This window comes from Streptomyces sp. NPDC003034 (genome assembly GCF_053591375.1).
In genome coordinates this window covers 98264-117082 of the sequence record NZ_JBSFTS010000011.1, presented here as the reverse complement: position 1 = coordinate 117082, position 18819 = coordinate 98264, and the positions used below count along the sequence as shown (strand labels likewise).

Here is an 18819-nt window from a genome sequence, read left to right as displayed (position 1 = left end):
TCCCCATCGGTACCGGGCAGCCGCAGCCCATGGACCATTCAAAAGCACCGGTGCTCGAAGCTCTGGCGGCCTACCACGCCAAGGGGCAGACCCCCTTCACCCCGCCGGGCCACAAGCAGGGGCGCGGAGCGGATCCCCGGGTCCGTGACGTGCTCGGGGACGCCGTCTTCCACTCCGACGTACTGGCGACCAGCGGCCTGGACGACCGGACCTCCTCCCATGGTGTGGTGGAAGAGGCGCAGGCGCTCATGGCGGACGCCGTCGGGGCCGATCACGCCTTCTTCTCCACCTGCGGCAGCTCGCTGTCCGTCAAGGCCGCCATGCTGTCGGTGGCAGGGCCGCACGAGAAGCTTCTGGTGGGGCGCGACGCCCACAAATCCGTGGTCTCGGGGTTGATCCTGTCGGGGATCCGGCCCATCTGGGTGACACCGCAGTGGGACGCGCGGCGGCATCTCGCGCACCCGCCGTGCGCGGAGGCTTTCGAGGCGGCCTTCGCCGACCATCCGGACGCGAAGGGCGCGCTCGTGACCACGCCCACGCCGTACGGCACCTGTACGGATCTGTCCGCCATCGCGGAGGTCTGCCACAAGCGGGGCAAGCCGCTGATCGTGGACGAGGCATGGGGTGCGCACCTGCCGTTCCATCAGAAGCTTCCGACCTGGGCCATGGACGCCGGAGCCGATGTCTGCGTCACCTCCGTGCACAAGATGGGTTCCGGGCTTGAGCAGGGTTCGGTCTTCCACCTCCAGGGGGATCTGATCGAGCCGGAAGTACTCAAGAGCCGTGAAGACCTCCTGGGTACGACGAGCCCCTCCGTCCTGCTGTACGCCGCCATGGACGGATGGCGCCGCCAGATGGTCGAGCACGGCCACGCCCTCTACGAGGACGCCCTCGCCCTGGCCGCGTCCGTACGGGAGCAGATCGGACGCATCGAGGGCATGCACGTACACGGGCGGGACGACTTCTGCGGGCCCGGCCTCGCGGCCGACATGGATCCCCTCCAGATCATCATCGACATCACCGCCCTCGGCACCACCGGCTACCGAGCGGCTGACTGGCTGCGCGAACACCACCAGATCAATCTCCACCTCTCCGACCACCGCCGCATCAGCGCCCAGCTGAGCCACGCCGACGACGAGCACACGGCGCAGATTCTTCTCTCAGCCCTACGGGACGTCGCCGCGCACGCGGACGACTTGCGGCCCGCCCAGCAGGTCGAGATCCCGGACCCGGAACAGCTGCGGCTGGAACAAGTCCTGCTTCCACGCGACGCGTTCTTCGGACGGACCGAACAGGTGCCGTGGGAAAAGGCGCTTGACCGGATCACCGCCGAAATGCTGACCCCGTACCCGCCCGGCATTCCCGCCGCGCTTCCCGGGGAGCGCCTCAACCCCGACGTCGTCCGCTATCTGCGCTCGGGCATCGACGCCGGCATGGTCGTGCCGGATGCCGCTGACACTGAGGTCACCAGCGTTCGGGTGGTCATCGAGGACTGAACCACAACGCCTTGCATGAGGGCGCGGTGCGGGGGAACACGTACGGCACTGAAGAGTTTCCTGGGAGGGACTTGTGGTCGTGTTGAAGCCGGAGCCGCGCCGTGTGAGGTCCCTGCTCGCCCGCTATGCGAGCGCGCGCATCGCGCTGGCGGAGAAGCCCGACCCGGCGTGGCAGCAGGAGCTGGCGGACGTGACCTACACGCTGTGTGTGGTGACGGGGACCCGGTCGATCGCCGACGCGGTCGCGGCCGCCGACGAGATCCTGGCTGCGGCCGGCCGGCTCGAAGCACACCCGCAGGCACCACGCACGGCGAACCCGACGCTTGCCGCCTGAACCGCCCAGTCGCCGCCGCCCGGGCTCGGGCGGCGGCCGGGACGGAGGCCCTCGGCCGTCATGTGCGTGATCGAAGTCCCGGCGGCGCGACGTGCGGCGTATCGCCGCGGGTCAGCGGCTGTCGTCGGTGACGCGGAAGCGCAGGCGTCAGATGACGGCTTCGGTGTCGCGGCGCACGGCGTGGGCGACGACGGAACCCCGCTGGTTCTGGAGCATCCGCTGCCACAGGTGGGCGGGCTCGGTCTCCGGGATGAGGACGGCCACCTGGGCGTCCGGGTGGGTCCGCGCCAGCTCGCGCACGTACGCCGACACGGGTCGGCCGAGCGAGCGGCTCTGCGAGGTGAGCTCGGTCAGCTCGACGCCCGGCTTCCACAACTCCGAGTCCCGGCGCAGCGCTTCGGCGGCCTGCCGGTCCTCCGGAGCGCAGTGCGTGACGGTCACGGCGAGCACCTCGTCGCCGAGTGAGCGGGCCGCGGTGAGCGCCTGGCAGGTCAGCCGGGAGAGCCCGGAGACGGGTACGACGACCAGGGAGCGGTGCGGCGGCTGCGTTTGGATGCGGCCGAGCTCCAGGCGTTCGCCGATCTGCGCGTAGGCACGGCGGACGCGTCCGAATCCGATGGCGAGCAGCGGCAGCGTGAGCATGATCAGCCAGGCGCTCTCGGCCCTCGGTGAAAGCCGAGGCCGTAGGCACCGGCCGCCGCCAGGACCAGCACGACCGACTCGGGGCCGTAGGCGACCGACGCCATCGCGTCGAGGGACAGCGCGGCCAGGCCCTGGAGGGCGGTCAGCCGGTGCCGGTCCCCGGCCGCGGCGGCCGTCACGCCGGTATCAGGGGGCTCCTGGGTGCTCGGGGCCTGTCCTGCCGTGACCGGCTTCCCATGTGTATGGCCATCTTCGCTGGTTCCTCCGTTGGACAAAGTGAGGACAGCGTCCGGCTGCCGGAGCTGGATGACCAGGGTGTTTGGCGCGTTCCATACGCCCGTCGGCCCACTCTTCACGCGTTCCTGATGCGGGGCCGCGATGTCGTCCCGCCAGGGCCGGGCGGTGGTTCCCGGTCTCGCGCGTCAGAGGGGCATCAAGAGGCGTCAGGGCGGCATCAAGAGTCCGGCGAAGCCCGTATGGAGGGCGTCAAGGCGTCCCGAAGCCGGGATGAAGACACGGTTATCTCGTCATCGGCCATCTGGCCGATTCATTACTCCCCTCTTCATCCAGGAGCTCACGATGGCCGACCTGGCCTTCGTCGTCACCACGGTCGCGGTTTTCGCACTGGTGGCCTTCATCGCCCGCGGGGTGACCAAGCTGTGACGGTCGAGAACATCGTCGGCCTGCTGGTCGCCGTCTCCCTGCTCGGTTACCTCATCCTCGTCCTCGTGTATCCGGAGAGGTTCTGAGCACCGATATGAGCCCCGAAACCGCTGGAGTGCTCCAGCTCCTCGCGCTGGTCGCCGCGCTCGCGCTGGCGTACCGCCCCCTGGGCGACTACATGGCCCGCGTCTACTCCTCCGAGAAGCACTACCGCCCGGAGAAGTGGATGTACAGGGCCATCGGCGCCGATCCGACCGCCGAGATGCGCTGGCCGGCCTACCTGCGCGCCGTCCTCGCCTTCTCGGTCGTGAGCGTCCTCTTCCTCTACGCGTTGCAGCGCGCCCAGGGCGTCCTGCCCGGCTCCCTCGGCTTCGTCGCGATCCATCCGGACCAGGCCTTCAACACCGCCGCCTCCTTCGTCGCGAACACCAACTGGCAGTCGTACTACGGTGAGCAGGCCATGGGCCACGTCGTGCAGACCGGCGGCCTCGCGGTTCAGAACTTCGTCTCCGCCGCCGTCGGCATGGCCGTCGCGGTGGCCCTCGTACGGGGCTTCGCGCTCCCCCGAGCTCTTCGAGCAGGCGGGACCCCCACCCGGTCCGGCGAGCTCGGCAACTTCTGGGCCGACCTGGTCCGCGGCACCTTCCGCATCCTGCTCCCGGTCTCCGTCATCGGCGCGGTGATCCTCGTCGCCTGCGGCGCGCTCCAGAACTTCTCCGGCATCCACGAGGTCGGCCAGTTCCTCGGCGGCAGCCAGCAGTGGAACGGCGGGGCCGTGGCCTCGCAGGAGGTCATCAAGGAACTGGGTACGAACGGCGGCGGCTACTTCAACGCCAACTCCGCGCACCCCTTCGAGAACCCGACCCCCTTCTCGAACCTGTTCGAGATCTTCCTGATCCTGCTGATCCCGTTCGCGATGACCCGGACCTTCGGCCGCATGGTCGGGAACCTGCGCCAGGGCTACGCGATCCTCGCGACCATGGGCATCATCTGGATCGCCTTCACCGCGCTGATGATGTGGACGGAGTTCGCCCACCACGGCCCGGCCTTCGATGTCGCCGGCGGGGCGATGGAGGGCAAGGAATCCCGCTTCGGGGTCGGCGGCTCGTCGATCTTCGCCGTCGCGACCACCCTCACGTCGACGGGCGCGGTCAACTCCTTCCACTCCTCCTACACCGGCCTCGGCGGCGGCATCGCGATGCTGGGCATGCAGCTCGGCGAGATCGCGCCCGGCGGTGTCGGCTCCGGCCTCTACGGCATGCTGGTCATGGCGGTCATCGCGGTGTTCATCGCGGGCCTGATGGTCGGCCGCACCCCCGAGTACCTGGGCAAGAAGATCGGCACCCGCGAGTCAAGCTCGCCGCCTGCTACATCCTCATCACCCCGGCGCTCGTGCTCTGCTTCACCGCTGCGGCGCTGGCCCTGGACACTCCGGCGAACTCGATGACGAACTCCGGCGCACACGGGTTCTCCGAGATCCTCTACGCCTACACCTCGGGCGCCAACAACAACGGCTCCGCCTTCGCGGGCCTGAACGCCGACACGCAGTGGTTCAACAGCACGATCGGCATCGCGATGCTGCTGGGCCGCTTCCTGCCCATGGTGTTCGTGCTGGCCCTGGCCGGCTCGCTCGCCGAGCAGAAGCCCGTCCCCGAGACGGCGGGCACGCTGCGCACCGACAAGCCGCTCTACGCGGGCCTCCTCGTCGGCACGATCCTCATCATCACCGGTCTGACCTACTTCCCGGCCCTGGCGCTGGGACCGCTCGCCGAAGGGCTCGCATCATGAGCACCGCCACTCCCACAAGGGCTCCGCACCAGGACGTGCCCACCGGCCACAAGCCGGGCGGCGGGCGCGTGGGCGGGGGCCTGTTCGGCGCCAAGCAGCTACTGAAGTCCTTCCCGGACGCGGTGCGCAAACTCGACCCCCGGGTGATGATCAAGTCCCCGGTCATGTTCGTCGTCCTCATCGGTTCGGTCGTCACCACCGTCCTGGCGTGTCCGGATCCGACGGACTGGTTCGGCTGGGCGATCACCGCGTGGCTGTGGCTGACCACGATCTTCGCGAACCTGGCGGAGGCCGTCGCGGAGGGCCGTGGCAAGGCGCAGGCGGACACCCTGCGCAAGGCCAAGACCGACTCCGTGGCGCGCCGCCTGAGCAAGGACGGCCCGGGTGAGGAGCAGGTACCGGGTGCGGAGCTGCGCATCGGCGACCTGGTGGTCTGCGAGGCCGGGGACGTCATCCCGGGCGACGGTGACGTGGTTGAGGGCGTCGCCTCGGTGGACGAGTCCGCGATCACCGGCGAGTCGGCTCCGGTCATCCGCGAGTCGGGCGGTGACCGCTCGGCCGTCACCGGCGGTACGAAGGTGCTGTCCGACCGGATCGTCATCAAGATCACGACGAAGCCCGGCGAGACCTTCATCGACCGCATGATCAACCTGGTCGAGGGCGCCGCCCGGCAGCGGACCCCCAACGAGATCGCGCTGAACATCCTCCTCACGTCCCTCACCATCGTCTTCCTGCTGGCCGTGGTGACCCTCCAGCCCTTCGCGATCTACGCCGGCGCCGAGCAGTCGATGATCGTGCTGACCACCCTGCTGGTCTGCCTGATCCCCACCACCATCGGCGCGCTGCTGTCCGCGATCGGTATCGCCGGCATGGACCGGCTCGTCCAGCGCAACGTCCTCGCGATGAGCGGCCGGGCGGTGGAGGCCGCCGGCGACGTGTCCACCCTGCTGCTCGACAAGACCGGCACCATCACCCTCGGCAACCGCCAGGCCTCGGAGTTCGTGCCCGTCAAGGGCGCGACGGAGGCCGAGCTGGCGGACGCCGCGCAGCTGTCGTCCCTCGCGGACGAGACCCCCGAGGGCCGCTCGGTCATGGTCCTCGCGAAGGAGAAGTACGGGCTCCGCGAGCGCCACCAGGGCGAACTCGCCGGAGCCGAGTGGATCGCCTTCACCGCCCAGACCCGCATGTCGGGTGTGGACGTGGACGGCAGGCAGACCCGCAAGGGCGCCGCCGGTTCGGTCATCACCTGGGTACGGGAGCAGGGCGGCGAGGTCTCCGACGACGCCGACACCCTCGCCAACAGGATCTCGGCAGCCGGCGGGACGCCGCTCCTCGTCGCCGTCAAGGACGACAAGGGCGCCCGTGTCCTGGGGGTCGTCCACCTCAAGGACGTGGTCAAGGAGGGCATGCGCGAGCGGTTCGACGAGCTGCGCCGCATGGGCATCAAGACGATCATGATCACGGGTGACAACCCGCTCACCGCCAAGGCCATCGCCGAAGAGGCGGGCGTGGACGACTTCCTCGCGGAGGCCACTCCCGAGGACAAGATGGCCCTCATCAAGCGGGAGCAGGCGGGCGGCAAGCTCGTCGCGATGACGGGCGACGGCACCAATGATGCCCCGGCGCTCGCCCAGGCGGACGTCGGCGTGGCCATGAACACCGGTACCTCGGCCGCAAAGGAGGCCGGGAACATGGTGGACCTGGACTCCAATCCCACCAAGCTCATCGAGATCGTGGAGATCGGCAAGCAGCTCCTCATCACCCGGGGCGCGCTCACCACGTTCTCCATCGCCAACGACGTCGCGAAGTACTTCGCGATCATCCCCGCCATGTTCGCGGTGGTCTATCCGGGCCTGGACAAGCTCAACGTCATGGGCCTGGCCTCGCCGGAGTCGGCGATCCTCTCCGCGGTCGTCTTCAACGCACTGATCATCATCGCGCTCGTCCCGCTCGCCCTCAAGGGCGTCCGGTACCGGCCCACCAGCGCCGACAAGATGCTCCGCCGCAACCTGGGCCTCTACGGACTCGGCGGCCTCGTCGCCCCGTTCGTCGGCATCAAGCTCATCGACCTGCTCATCTCCCTCATCCCCGGGCTCGCCTGAATTAGGAACGTGCTGATTCCATGAACAACTCCGTCGTCAACACCACGCGGTTGCTCGGGGCGGGGCTGCGCACCATGCTCGTCCTGACCGTGCTCTGCGGGGTCGGCTACCCGCTCGCCGTCACCGGGATCGCCCAGGCGCTGTTCCAGGACCAGGCCAACGGCTCCGAGATCAGGGACGAGAGCGGGCAGGTCGTCGGCTCCTCCCTCATCGGGCAGAGCTACGACCTGCCCAAACAGGACCCCGCCGACCCCGCGGAGGCCGCCAGGCCGGACCTCAAGTGGTTCCAGCCGCGCCCCTCCAACGGACTGGGCAGCAACAGCGTCAACACCCGGTACTCGCTGATCCTCTCCGGCGCCACCAACCGGTCCGCCGACAACGGCGCGGTCAACGGCGTCTGCGCCGAGGACGCCGAGGAGGGCACGCTCTGCGCCCAGGTCACCGCCGCCAAGGAAGCCGTCATCTGGGACAACTCCACGCCCGGCTACCAGGTCAGGCCGGAGGACGTGCCGGCCGACGCCGTCACCTCCTCCGGCTCCGGCCTGGACCCGCACATCTCGCCCGAGTACGCGAAGCTCCAGATCCACCGGATCGCCGAGCGGAACCGGCTCGACGTCAAGCGGGTCCAGAAGCTCGTGGCCGACCACACCACCGGCCGCACCCTCGGCTTCATGGGCGAACCCCGCGTCAGCGTCCTCGAACTCAACATCCCCCTCAAGGCACTGTCCGAGAGGTGAAGCTGGATGGTCCAGGTGAACAGCGGGCCGTACCTCGCCTCCGCTTTCGACCGGGTCGTGCCCGGGGAGCGGATGCTGTACGTCCACCGGGTCCCGGTGGCGCTGCCCCGCGTGCCCCGCGGGGTGACGGTGCGGCGCCTGACCCGCGAGGACGCCCCGGCGCTGGCGGCGCTCCGCCCCGAGAACGCCTGGATACACACCAGCTGGGGCGGCCCGGCCGGGCTGGCGGCTTCCGGGTACGGCTGGGCCGCGTTCGCCAGGGGGACGGTACTCGCCGTCGCCTGCGGCTACTTCCGCGGCAGCGCGTACGAGGACATCGCGGTGGTCACCGTGCCCGACCGGCGCCGCGAACGCCTGGCCCTGGCCTGCGTCGCGGGTCTGGCCGCCGACGTCCGGGCGCGTGGACGCACCGCGAGCTGGTGCTGCTCGCGCGACGACCGGCCCGGCCGGCTGCTGGCCTGGACGGCCGGCTTCCGGCTGAGCCGGGAGTACGTGCACCACGTCACCGGACGCGCACGGTCCACGGCCCGAACGGCCGCCGCGACGGCGGTCCTCACGTGAGCGGCGTACGACCCGTCCCCGTCGAAGAGAGCTGTCCGCCGCGTCAACGGTGGGTCAGAGCCCGCCCTGGGCGGGCGGGCGGGGGTCAGCCGCCGACGTGGATGCCGGGGCGGCGGTCCGGGTCGGGCTCGTGGCTGCGGATGATCTCGCGGGTGACCGGGGCGGTGTCACCACGTCCCAGGAGGAAGTAGCGGACCATGTGCACCAGCGGGCTGCCTTCGGCCCAGGCGAAATAGCAGTGCGGCCGCACCCCGGTGGCATCACGCAGGGCCAGGAGGATCGCGGCGATGGCGTTCGGCGCGGCGGGCGCGTCAGCGCGCAGGATCCGGTAGCCGTCCACCTCGACCCCGTGGACGGTGAGGGTGTCGCTGAAGTCCGAGGGGTCGACCACGTCGATTTCGAGGAACAGCACGTCGGCGAGACCGGGCACCGGGTTGACGCCGCGCTGCTCCTGTTCCTTGGCGCTGTACTCGGCGAGGTCGCCGCCCTGGCGGCGGTTGGCGATGATGTTGATGGCGCCGTCGTGGGCGAGGGTGTCGGCGATGAACCGGCGGGCGTCGGCGTCGAAGACGATGCGGTCGGCGCGCAGTTCGGTCGTGCGCGAGACGCGGGAGATCAGCGACACGATGATGATCCCGGCGATGAAGAAGCCGGAGATGACGATGCCGTCGGGCTTGTCGATGATGTTGGCGACCAGCGCGTAGAGCAGGACGGCGGTCAGCAGCGCGAAGCCGACGGTGGTGGCGCGGCGGCGGTGGCGTGCGGTGGAGACGGTGACGGCGAAGGCACCGGAAACCATCATGGCCAGGATGCCGGTGGCGTAGGCGCCGGCCTGTTCGTCCACGTCGGCGTTGAAGACGATGGTGATCGCGACGCACAGGGCGGTGTAGACGAGGACGACCGGGCGTACCGCGCGGCCCCATTCGGGGGCCATGCCGTAGTCGGGCAGGTAGCGGGGAACGATGTTGATCAAGCCGGCCATGGCGGAGGCGCCTGCGAACCAGAGGATGAGGATGGTGCTGATGTCGTAGAGGGTGCCGAACGCCTCTCCGACGTGTTCGTGGGCCAGCCAGGCCAGCGCGCGGCCGTTGGCGGCGCCGCCCGGTTCGAACTGCTCGTGCGGGATGAGGACGGTGGTCACGAAGCTGGCGGCCAGCAGGTAGACACTCATGATCACGGCGGCCGTCGTCAGGAGCCGGCGGGTGTTGCGAATCCGCGAGCGCAGCCGCTGCTCCTCATCGGCTCCGTCGGCGGCGACGAGCGGCATCATGCTCACGCCGGTCTCGAAGCCCGACAGGCCCAGCACCAGCAGCGGGAAGGCCAGCAGGGCCGGACCGGCCAGATCGCCCAGGCCGCCTCCGCCGCCGCCCGCGAGGGCGTCGGTCCAGGCGGACAACGCGCCGGGGGTGGTGAAGACGTGCAGCAGTCCGACGCCGATGACGACGGCGTTCAGGACGAGGAAGACGGCGACCAGCGGGATGGCCACGCTGACCGCCTCGCTGAACCCGAGGAGGAAGACGCCGCCGAGGACCAGCAGCAGGGCCACCGTCAGGGCGACTTCGTGGCCGTGCAGGGCAGCGGGGAAGAAGGGGTTCTCCACGACGTGCACGGAGGCGTCCGCGGTGGACAGGGTGATGGTGATGATCCAGGAGGTGGCCACGAAGCCGAGCAGGATCAGCACGAACAGCTTGCCCCACCAGAACGGCAGCAGGTCTTCCAGCATGGCGACCGAACCGGCGCCGTGCGGGCTTTCCTTGGCCACCCTGCGGTACATCGGCAGCATGCCCAGCAGGGTCAGGGCGACGATCAGCAGCGTGGCCAGCGGGGAAACCGCCCCGGCGGCCAGGGCGGCGATCGCCGGGACGTAGGCGAGGCTGGAGAAGTAGTCCACCCCGGTCAGGCACATCACCTTCCACCACGAGTGCGGTTCGGCGTGCCCTTCACCCGCCGCCGGACCCACCGGCTGCACCTGGTGCCGCAACATCCACCGCGCCAGCTTGCCGGTGGGCTGGGCCCGCAGCGCGGGACTCTCCACCACCTCCGGCATCACCGGCATCACCGGCCGATCCGCTGCCCTCATATCCCCCATCACCTTTTCCGACCCGTCCGGCGCACCCGATACAAGGCACTCGCCCCCGGGCCTTACGACGATCATCGAGTATGCGCAGGCCGTCGGCGTGGACCACACCGCACGGCCCACACCGGTGCCTGCCCTGCGGTCGTGCCCCGAAGCATCACGTCCACTCCCCGAGCGGCCGTACCCGGACCGGCAACCCGCGTACAGCGGAAGGACACCAATGGCGTGTCAGGCGCGAGCCTGCGCAGCCTCCGTCGCGGAGGACGCCGTACGGCCCCCCTGAACGACCCCGCACCCGGCACCCCGCAGGCCCAGAACCTTGACGCATCCTTAACGCCTGGGGCGGGAGAGGGCGGTCGCGGTGGCCGGTCCGCGACGGATCGGGCGGCGCCTAGAGTCGGGCATGCCGTCCTACAGCATGGGTCAAGCAGCAGGCCTGCTCGGTGTGAGTCCGGAGACCGTCCGGCGCTGGGCCGAGCAGGGGCGGCTGCCGACGGAGCGGGACGGTTCGGGGAACCGCTTGATCGACGGAGTCGCACTCGCCGCGTTCATCCGCGACCGGGCCGCCGAGTCGCAAACCCAGGGCGGCGAGGTCGTCACGTCCATGCGCAATTCCCTACGTCCGCATACCGGCGAGGCCGCCCGGGCGGCCCCGCCGACACCGCTCGGCGCTTCCTCCAAGGGCTCTCGCATCTGCCATGGACAAACGCTCAAAAGAATTGCATCTGATGGCGCTGGCGGCCTAACGTGTCGCACATGCAGTCCTACACGATCGGCCAGGCGGCGCGACTGCTCGGCGTCAGCCCCGACACCACGCGCCGTTGGGCAGACGCAGGCCGGGTCGCCACCCACCGGGACGAAGCCGGCCGGCGCCTCATCGACGGCCGTGACCTGGCCGCGTTCTCCATCGAGGTCGCCCAGGGCGGCCAGGGGGACGACGAGCCCTCCTACACCACGGCCCGTAACGCCTTCCCCGGCATCGTCACCGCCATCAAGCTGGGCGACATCGCGGCCCAGGTCGAGATCCAAGCCGGTCCGCACCGGCTGGTTTCCCTGCTGACCCGTGAGGCCGTCGAGGAACTGGGGCTCGAAGTGGGTATGCGGGCCACCGCCCGCGTGAAGTCCACCAGCGTGCACATCGACCGCACCTGATCCGTCCCACCATCTCCCACCGCGGTGCCGGCCCCCCGGCACCGCCCCCTCCCCTGCCCCGGGCGCCTCCGGCTCGCGCGCACTTCACCCCAGGGAGTTCCACCCTCATGTCCCTCCGCTTCCCCCGTCGCCGCCTCGCGGCCGCCGTCCTCACCGCGTCACTGCTCGTCCCGCTCACCGCCTGCGGCAGCAACGACACCAAGAGGGACGCCGACGCCTCCGCCTCCTCGTCCGGGGCTCCCAAGCCGGCCCGGCTCACCGTGCTGGCCGCCGCCTCCCTGACCAACGTCTTCAAGACGGCCGGCGCCGCCTACGAGAAGTCCCACCCCGGCACGAAGATAACCTTCTCCTTCGCCGGGTCCCAGGAACTGATCGCCCAGGTCAAGCAGGGCGCCCCCGCCGACGCGCTGGTCACCGCGGACACCAAGAGCATGGACAGCGTCAAGGCGCAGACGAACGCTCCGGCGGTCATCGCCAAGAACCGCCTCGTGATCGCGACGAACGAAGGCAACCCGAAGAAGATCGACGAGCTGAAGGACCTCGCCGACACGGGGCTGAAGGTGGTCATGGCGGCCCCCGAGGTGCCCGCCGGCAAGTACAGCCAGCAGATCCTCGACGCACAGCAGATCACCGTGAAGCCGGTCTCGCAGGAGCCGAACGTGCGCGCCGTGCTCAGCAAGGTCGAACTGGGAGAGGCCGACGCCGGGCTGGTCTACCAGACGGACGCCGCGAGCGCTCCGGACAAGGTCGATGCCGTCGACATCCCCGACGCGCAGAACGCCATCGCCTCGTACCCGGCCGCCAGCCTGAAGGAGTCCAAGAACGCCGAAGCCGCGGCCGCGTTCGTCGCCTGGCTTTCCGGCCCGGAGGCGCAGAAGGTCCTCGCGGACGCCGGCTTCCAGAAGCCGTAGCCCCGCCTCGTCCCCGCGTGGGGGCTGTCCGGTACTCCAACGGGGTCCGGGCAGCCCCCTTTTCGGTCTGCCACCACCCGCTGCCGACTGGCCGCTCACCGCCCGCCGTGACGCGAGGCGCAAGGGGCCGCACCCGGCTGGTCGGTCGCCCAGTACGCCGCGCGGCGCCCCGGTTCGCATGGTGCGCGGTGATCAGGCGGAGGCGAGGGAGATCTCCGTGGACTTGATCAGCGCGACGACCGAGGTACCGGCGCCCAGGCCGAGGGCCTCGACGGCGTCCTTGGTGATGGCGGCGGTCAGTTCCCCGCCCTCGACGGAGACCTTGACCGAGCCCATGGCGCCCCCGGCCGCCACCTCGGTGACGGTGCCGGCGAGCTGGTTGCGGATGGAGATGCCCTCGACGGGGCCGGTCGCGAGGGCGACCTCGGTGGACTTCACCAGCGCCTTGACGGCGGACCTTGACGGCCGCCATGGCCTCACTGGTGGTGATGGCCGTGATCGTGCCGGGGAGCTGGTTGCGGATGCTCAAACTCATGAAGAAATGCCTCACACATCGTTCGGAAACAACGGCGCCTGGAATGGCCTCCGTTATTGCCGACCCTACTGGAAGCGGAATATCCCGCCACACAGGCACGTCGCATGTGCCAACCCGAACTCCCCTTTAAGTTTGCGGATCAGGAGTGCTCTCACTTCACGGAATCCGCAGTGCTACCGGGCCGGACGACTGCCCATGCCGATACGGAACCCGGCCGTCAATTGCATATGCGGCCCGCCCCTTATTCAATGGCCGCATGTGCGGACGCGGAGGGCGGACAAGTTATGAGCTTGCGCCCGTTACTCCGTGGCCGCCGCCCCGGATGTGGGACCGATAGCTGCCCGGCCGTCCCCGTCAGGGTCGCTCCCTCTTGCACCCGTGGGGCTTGCGGGGTGGCCCCTGCCCGAAACAGCCCGCGGCACCCCAAGAGGTGAGGAATCGGCGAATCAGCAGCGGTGCCGTGCCGTGGTCGGCAGGATGGGCGGTATGGACAGTGGGGATATGGGGCCGGGCGGGTCGCGGCCGATCGTGGTGCGGGTGCCGGTGGAACCGGTGGAGGCGGCAGTGGAAGCCGACGCTGCCGACGCCGTGACGCGCGCGGGCAAAGTGGTCGTGCGGGGCCCGCTGTTCGGGGTGGCCTCACAGCGGGCCGGGGAGGCGCCGCGGTGGCGGGTGGAGGTGGCGGTGACGTCCGGCTGCCCTCAGCTGGCGCGCGACAGTCTGAACTCGCGGCTGTGGTTCCGGGCGAAGGACGAGGCACACGACAGAACGGAACGGCGCGCACTGCTGGCCGCGGTCGCCCGCCTGGAGAGCGAACGGGTCGACGACCTCCAGGCCGCGGGGACCCGGTACCGAGTCGTGCGCGCCGAGGAGTACGCGGGCTCCGGCCCGGACGGCATCGAACAGCCGCGCCCGACGGACGTGGAGTCCCTCGCTCCCGACTGGGCCCGCGGCGCCGAGGGACCGGAGATCGACGACGACCTCACCTTGGACCCGGACGCACCGGTCACCCCGACCCAGGCCGTCGAGCAGCTGGCGATGCGCGGCTTGTGCTACACCGGGTCCCGGTTCCCCGACGAGGTGCTCGCCGACTCCTGGCGCGCGCTGGACACCCACCCCGACGTGCTGCTCCTGCCCCCGACGTTCGAGGTGGTGGAGCAGACCGTCACCGGCTGGAAGCCGGTCAGCGGCCCGCACGCGAGCGCGCACGCCGCCCGCAAGTCCCTGGACTTCGCCCTGACGTGGATGTGGCCCCGCATGCGCGGCCTCATCTCCGAAGACGCCGACATGAAGACCGACGCCCGCACCATGACCACAGGCGAGGGGGCACCGGCCGGCCCACACAACGAGGAGCTGGCCGCATACGCCCAGGCGGCCGACACGCTGCGAGTCGGCCTCGTCAACCGGCTGGAATTCCAAGGCGGCGTCTACCAGATCGCCCGCACCCGCCGCCTGCTGCGCTGGGGCCCCGACGGACCGGAAGGCCCCCGCCCGTCCGACGTCAACAGCCAGGAGCCCGCCCGCATCCACCCTCCGCTGGATGAGGACGGAAACGTGCTCCCCGAAAGCTGACAACAGCCGGTCACTGTGGATCGTTGACCGTCGCATGACGCCGCCGCTTGAGTTGCTCTTCATGCCTCGGCAAGCTCGATCACCGCATCAGATCGCGCAAGTCGCCGGCGAGCGAGGCGATCGCCTCGGGATTGCGCGGGCTCTCCACCAGCTCCGCGTAGTCGAGGACGACGATGCGGTCGTGCTTGATCGCCGAGACGTCCTTGAGCGGCGGGTAGGACTTCAGGAAGTTCCGCTTCTCCTCGGCGCCGGTGTCCCCGTAGTCGTTGATCACGATCACCTCCGGGTCCCGCTCGACGACCGTTTCCCAACCCACGGTGGTCCAGCTGTCCTTGAGGTCCTTCATGACGTGGTCGCCGCCCGCCTTGGTGATGATGTCGTGCGGCCCCGCGTACGCACCCGAGGTGAAGGGCCTGTCGCGGCCGTCGTCGTAGAGGAAGACCCGAGGCCGCTCGGCTCCCTGCGGGGCCATTGCCTCCGCTTCGGCCACCTGCTTCCGGAACTTCGCGATGAGGGCCTCAGCGCGGTCCGCGACGTCGAAGAGTTTCCCGAGGTTCCGCAGGTCGGTGTAGAGCGCCTCAAGCGGCGGCATCACACCGCGCGCCTTGTCCGTCCCGTTGCGGCAGGACTCGGTCAGCAGGTACGAGCCGATACCGACCCTCTCCAGCTCTGCGGGGGTGAAGCCTTCCGCCTCGTTGAAGCCGTAGTTCCAGCCCGCGAACACCAGATCCGCGCGGGCGTTGAGCACCAGCTCCTTGTTGATCGTCTTCTTCGACAGCCACTCGGTCTTCTGATAGGCGTCCTTCCAGGGGACGGAGTCGAGATCGCCCTTGTCATCGGGCATGACGTAGCCCGCCATACGGTCCTCCAGGCCGAGCGCGAACATGATCTCCGTGATGCCGACGTCATTGGTGACCACGCGCTGCGGCGCGGCGGCGTAGGTCTTCTTCTGTCCGCAGTTCTCGATGGTCACGGGATACGGGCCGCCTGCCTTGGCCGGGCCCTCCCCGCCCTCGGGGGCGGTGACCTGCGCGCCGCAGCCGATGAGGGTCAGGGCAGCGGCCAACGCGAGAGCGGCGGGGCGTACGAACGAGTGCATCGGGGCTCCTCAAGAAGCGGGCTGAGCAGGCTGAGCGGGCGGGAGTAGATCGAAGAGCAGGTGCAGCGCCCCGGACTCGGGGTGCGGCACGCGGTGCGCCCGCACGCCGAAGACCTCGGCCAGCAGTTCGGGTGTGAGTACGTCGTACGGAGCGCCGCTGGCGACGATCCGGCCGCGCTCGATGACGTAGAGCAGGTCGCAGTGGACGGCGGCGAGGTTGAGGTCGTGGAGTGCGGTGAGCACGGTCAGCCGACTGCCGCGCACCAGGGACAGCACTTCCAACTGCTGCGCGATGTCGAGGTGGTTGGTGGGTTCGTCCAGGACGAGTACCTGCGGCTGCTGGGCCAGCGCGCGGGCGATCAGGACCCGCTGCTTCTCCCCACCCGAGAGCGTGAGGAAGCCGCGGTCGGCAAGATGGCCCGCGCCGACCCGCGCCAGCGCGGCCTCGCACGCCTGCCGGTCCCCGGTGGTGGCGCGGGCCGCGCCGCTCTGGTGCGGCAGCCGTCCCATCGCCACGACCTCGGTGACCGTGAAGTCGAACTCGGTGACCGACTCCTGGGGAAGCGCGGCCAGCCGGCGGGCTCCTTCGCGCGCGCTCATGGCGTGCAGGTCCTCCCCGCCGAGCCGCACCGTGCCGGCCACGGGGCGCAGCGCCCGGTAGACGCAGCGCAGCAGGCTGGACTTGCCGCTGCCGTTGGGTCCGACCAGTCCGACGAGCTGCCCGGCCCCCACTGCGAGGGTGATGTCCTCCACCAGCCGCGCGCCAGCGATCTCGACCGTCAGGTCATCGATGTCGATCCGCATCACGCGCCTCCGAGGGTGTACGAGCGGCGGCTCATCAGCAGGACGAAGCACGGCACGCCGATGACCGCGGTCAGTACACCCACCGGAAGCTCGGTCGGTGCCATCACTACGCGGGAGAGGATGTCCACCCAGATCATCAGGACCGCGCCCGCCAGCGGTGCGACGGCCAGCACTCTGCGGTGGTCGGCGCCGACCAGCATGCGTACGCCGTGGGGAACCATCAGTCCGACGAAGCCGATCGCGCCACTGACGGCGACGACGGCGCCGGTGACGGCGGCGCAGACCACGAAGAGCTCCTTGCGCAGGCGTCCCGCGTCCACGCCGAGCGCGGCCGCCGTCTCGTCGCCCATGGCGAGCGCGTTCAGCCTGCCCGCCGACAGCGTGAGATGAGCGAGGCCCGCGAGCACGACACCCGCGGCAATGGGCAGGGAGGACCAGTTGGCCCCGCCGAGGCTGCCGAGCATCCACATCATCGCGGAGCGGGCCGCCTCGCCGCGCTCGGCCGCGAACACCATGAACGTGGTGACGGCCGAGAACCCGTAGCACATCGCACTGCCCGTGAGGACCAGCCGCATCGGGGTCAGACCACCGGCGGTACGGGCGATCGCGTACACCAGCATCATGGCGAGCAGCGCGGAGAGGAACGCGGCGGTGGACAGCGCCCAGATACCGAGCACGCCCAGCGCACCGAAAAGCAGGACGGCGTTCGCTCCGACGGCCGCGCCCGAGGAGATGCCGAGGGTGAAGGGGTCCGCGAGCGCGTTGCGGACCATCGCCTGCACGGCGACGCCGATGAACGAGAGCCCCGCGCCGACGACCGCGGCCAACAGGGCTCGCGGGAAGCGCAGTTCCCAGACGATGGCGTACGCCGGCACCTCGCCGGGGGCTATCGCCCCGCCCGTCAGCCCGGACCAGAGATGACGCAGCACCTCGCCCCAGGAGAGTCCGGAAGCCCCGATCCCCGCCCCGCAGACGACGGAGAGCACCAGTGCGGCGGACAGGGCTACGAACAGGGGTGGCACTGGTACGCGCCGTGGCGGCGCCGGCCCGGTGCCCGTGCGGGGAGCGTACGGCGGCGCGGCGGTGCTGCTGTGTTCGACGGGTATGGCCACGGGCGGATCGCCTTCGCCTCGGGCCGTGCCACACGCCAAGGGAGCAGACCACGACGCGGTGCGTGCGGCGCAGCACCCTCTCGCAGTCCACGGCGAATTGTCAGGAGCCTTCACCGCCGCGGGTAATCGGGCTTGCGGGGACGGACCTGCGTACAGGTCCCGTCACCGCTTACCGTTGCGGGTCAGCGCCGGACTTCCACCGGACTTCCCCCACGGGGCGTGTGCAGCCTATCGCGCTCCCCGCAGGGCACGTGCCGGGACCAGCCGTGAACGGACGCCCCGGACAGGAGGCGGGTGTGCGCGGGCCACCGCAGGGCGGAGGGTGCGCCGGCGGTCGGCCGACTGTCCGGTCAGCCCAGTCGTCTGGTCGGCCCTCAGCTGTGCGGCACGGGCCCGTGCTCGCCGCAGCGGAACGGCTCCCCCTCGGAGAGGGGGAGCCGTTTCCGTCCGGGTGGGACCGTGTCGCTCAGGCGTGGCTGTGGTGGCGCTTGTTGCCGGTGACCAGTCGGTAGACGGCGAGGAGGATGACGGAGCCGACGATGGCGGCGATCCAGGTGGAGAGATCGAAGAAGCCGTCGATCGAGTCGACGCCGAAGATGACCTTCCCGAGCCAGCCGCCGAGCAGGCCGCCCGCGATACCGATGAGCATGGTGATGATGATGCCGCCCGGGTCCTTGCCCGGCATCAGAGCCTTGGCGATGAGGCCCGCGAGCAGTCCGATGAGGATCCAAGCCAGAATGCCCATGATGCGTCTCCTACCTCGATGAATAAAGCCGGTGTTAACGATCGTCTTTACCGTGCGGAGGTTTCCAAACGTCCCCATCCCTTGATCATTTTGCAGACCCGGGTCTGGCCACGCCCGGCAGGGCTGGGCGCGGGCCGGTGGTCGCAGGCCCGGTTCGCGGGCAGAGGAGCCGGCCGTGAGGGGGGTGGGGGCTCGGCATGCGAGGGGTGAGGGACCGCCGTAAGGTAGAGCGGGTGGCCGATCGCGCCGTCCGCAGGACGTGAAGAGCGACGCGTGCGCTGTGCCCGGCACGCATCCGCCTGTCGCTGAGGTGGGGACGCCCCAACCGCAACTTTCCGTCCGTCGAGAAGCGTTGCGGCCATTGCGCCGCCGCATCAGCCCCTGGAGGGCTGATGTGCCCACCCCGCCGGATATCGGCGCTCTTTCGCGTACTCGTCCCGCACGGACATCTTCAGCGCTGACCAGTCTGGCGTCCACCAGGTACACCGG

At 70.1% G+C, this 18819-nt stretch carries 16 protein-coding genes, 4 pseudogenes and 1 riboswitch; of the genes and pseudogenes, 12 read left to right on the top strand and 8 right to left on the bottom strand.

The window, feature by feature from the left end:
- Positions 1-29 precede the first annotated feature (29 nt).
- Positions 30-1496: an aminotransferase class I/II-fold pyridoxal phosphate-dependent enzyme gene (locus ACWDX7_RS14445; protein WP_451489605.1), complete on the top strand. Its 1467-nt coding sequence runs from the start codon at positions 30-32 to the stop codon at positions 1494-1496.
- A gap of 73 nt (positions 1497-1569) precedes the next feature.
- On the top strand, positions 1570-1830 hold the full coding sequence (locus ACWDX7_RS14440) for a DUF5133 domain-containing protein (RefSeq protein ID WP_451750589.1): 261 nt from the start codon (positions 1570-1572) through the stop codon (positions 1828-1830).
- Between the two features lie 147 nt (positions 1831-1977).
- Here ACWDX7_RS14440 and ACWDX7_RS14435 read toward each other — a convergent pair.
- Positions 1978-2490 (bottom strand): annotated as a pseudogene (locus tag ACWDX7_RS14435) (amino acid permease); the annotation flags it as partial.
- Positions 2475-2651: a hypothetical protein gene (locus ACWDX7_RS14430; RefSeq protein WP_451489606.1), complete on the bottom strand. Its 177-nt coding sequence runs from the start codon at positions 2649-2651 to the stop codon at positions 2475-2477. The pseudogene ACWDX7_RS14435 and the gene ACWDX7_RS14430, both read right to left, overlap by 16 nt.
- 328 nt (positions 2652-2979) lie before the next feature.
- On the opposite strand from ACWDX7_RS14430, the gene ACWDX7_RS14425 reads away from it, so the two are divergent.
- The 6 genes and pseudogenes from ACWDX7_RS14425 to ACWDX7_RS14400 all read left to right on the top strand — a co-directional run bounded on the left by ACWDX7_RS14425 (position 2980) and on the right by ACWDX7_RS14400 (position 8323).
- A complete protein-coding gene (locus ACWDX7_RS14425) occupies positions 2980-3135 on the top strand; it encodes a hypothetical protein (protein ID WP_451489607.1) in 156 nt (51 codons plus the stop codon).
- Positions 3132-3221 carry a K(+)-transporting ATPase subunit F gene (gene kdpF, locus ACWDX7_RS14420; RefSeq protein WP_451489608.1) on the top strand — a complete coding sequence of 30 codons (90 nt, stop codon included), beginning with the start codon at positions 3132-3134 and terminating at the stop codon, positions 3219-3221. The genes ACWDX7_RS14425 and kdpF overlap by 4 nt, the downstream gene beginning before the upstream one ends.
- A gap of 8 nt (positions 3222-3229) precedes the next feature.
- Positions 3230-4923, top strand: a pseudogene (gene kdpA / locus ACWDX7_RS14415) (potassium-transporting ATPase subunit KdpA).
- Positions 4920-7025, top strand: a complete 2106-nt coding sequence (kdpB, locus tag ACWDX7_RS14410; protein WP_451489609.1) for a potassium-transporting ATPase subunit KdpB — start codon at positions 4920-4922, stop codon at positions 7023-7025. Before kdpA ends, kdpB begins: the two are co-directional and overlap by 4 nt.
- Positions 7026-7045: 20 nt before the next feature.
- Positions 7046-7762 carry a potassium-transporting ATPase subunit C gene (locus ACWDX7_RS14405; protein ID WP_451489610.1) on the top strand — a complete coding sequence of 239 codons (717 nt, stop codon included), beginning with the start codon at positions 7046-7048 and terminating at the stop codon, positions 7760-7762.
- A gap of 6 nt (positions 7763-7768) precedes the next feature.
- The gene (locus tag ACWDX7_RS14400) at positions 7769-8323 is read left to right on the top strand and encodes a GNAT family N-acetyltransferase (protein WP_451489611.1); all 555 of its coding nucleotides are present in this window, start codon (positions 7769-7771) and stop codon (positions 8321-8323) included.
- Positions 8324-8408: 85 nt separating this feature from the next.
- Here the strand turns inward: ACWDX7_RS14400 and ACWDX7_RS14395 are convergent, their stop codons facing one another.
- Positions 8409-10403, bottom strand: coding sequence for an amino acid transporter (locus ACWDX7_RS14395; RefSeq protein ID WP_451489612.1), 1995 nt, complete (start codon positions 10401-10403; stop codon positions 8409-8411).
- Positions 10404-10803: 400 nt separating this feature from the next.
- On the opposite strand from ACWDX7_RS14395, the pseudogene ACWDX7_RS14390 reads away from it, so the two are divergent.
- The 3 genes and pseudogenes from ACWDX7_RS14390 to modA all read left to right on the top strand — a co-directional run.
- Positions 10804-11016, top strand: a pseudogene (locus ACWDX7_RS14390) (MerR family transcriptional regulator); the annotation flags it as partial.
- Positions 11017-11156: 140 nt separating this feature from the next.
- The gene (locus tag ACWDX7_RS14385; protein ID WP_451489613.1) at positions 11157-11552 is read left to right on the top strand and encodes a TOBE domain-containing protein; all 396 of its coding nucleotides are present in this window, start codon (positions 11157-11159) and stop codon (positions 11550-11552) included.
- Positions 11553-11659: 107 nt separating this feature from the next.
- On the top strand, positions 11660-12463 hold the full coding sequence (gene modA, locus ACWDX7_RS14380) for a molybdate ABC transporter substrate-binding protein (protein ID WP_451489614.1): 804 nt from the start codon (positions 11660-11662) through the stop codon (positions 12461-12463).
- Positions 12464-12655: 192 nt separating this feature from the next.
- Here modA and ACWDX7_RS14375 read toward each other — a convergent pair.
- A pseudogene (locus ACWDX7_RS14375) lies at positions 12656-12998 on the bottom strand (TOBE domain-containing protein).
- A gap of 486 nt (positions 12999-13484) precedes the next feature.
- Between ACWDX7_RS14375 and ACWDX7_RS14370 the strand changes: the two are divergent.
- Complete coding sequence (locus ACWDX7_RS14370) at positions 13485-14570, top strand: DUF5954 family protein (protein ID WP_451489615.1); 1086 nt, start codon at positions 13485-13487, stop codon at positions 14568-14570.
- Between the two features lie 79 nt (positions 14571-14649).
- Here ACWDX7_RS14370 and ACWDX7_RS14365 read toward each other — a convergent pair whose 3' ends face one another.
- The 4 genes from ACWDX7_RS14365 to ACWDX7_RS14350 all read right to left on the bottom strand — a co-directional run bounded on the left by ACWDX7_RS14365 (position 14650) and on the right by ACWDX7_RS14350 (position 18330).
- Positions 14650-15669, bottom strand: coding sequence for an ABC transporter substrate-binding protein (locus tag ACWDX7_RS14365; RefSeq protein ID WP_451489616.1), 1020 nt, complete (start codon positions 15667-15669; stop codon positions 14650-14652).
- Between the two features lie 9 nt (positions 15670-15678).
- A complete protein-coding gene (locus ACWDX7_RS14360; protein ID WP_451489617.1) occupies positions 15679-16473 on the bottom strand; it encodes an ABC transporter ATP-binding protein in 795 nt (264 codons plus the stop codon).
- Positions 16473-17495 carry a FecCD family ABC transporter permease gene (locus ACWDX7_RS14355; protein WP_451489618.1) on the bottom strand — a complete coding sequence of 341 codons (1023 nt, stop codon included), beginning with the start codon at positions 17493-17495 and terminating at the stop codon, positions 16473-16475. The genes ACWDX7_RS14360 and ACWDX7_RS14355 overlap by 1 nt, the downstream gene beginning before the upstream one ends.
- Positions 17496-17684: 189 nt before the next feature.
- Positions 17685-17818: riboswitch (cobalamin riboswitch) on the bottom strand.
- A 233-nt stretch (positions 17819-18051) separates the two neighbouring features.
- Complete coding sequence (locus ACWDX7_RS14350; protein WP_384522711.1) at positions 18052-18330, bottom strand: GlsB/YeaQ/YmgE family stress response membrane protein; 279 nt, start codon at positions 18328-18330, stop codon at positions 18052-18054.
- Between the last annotated feature and the right edge of the window lie 489 nt (positions 18331-18819).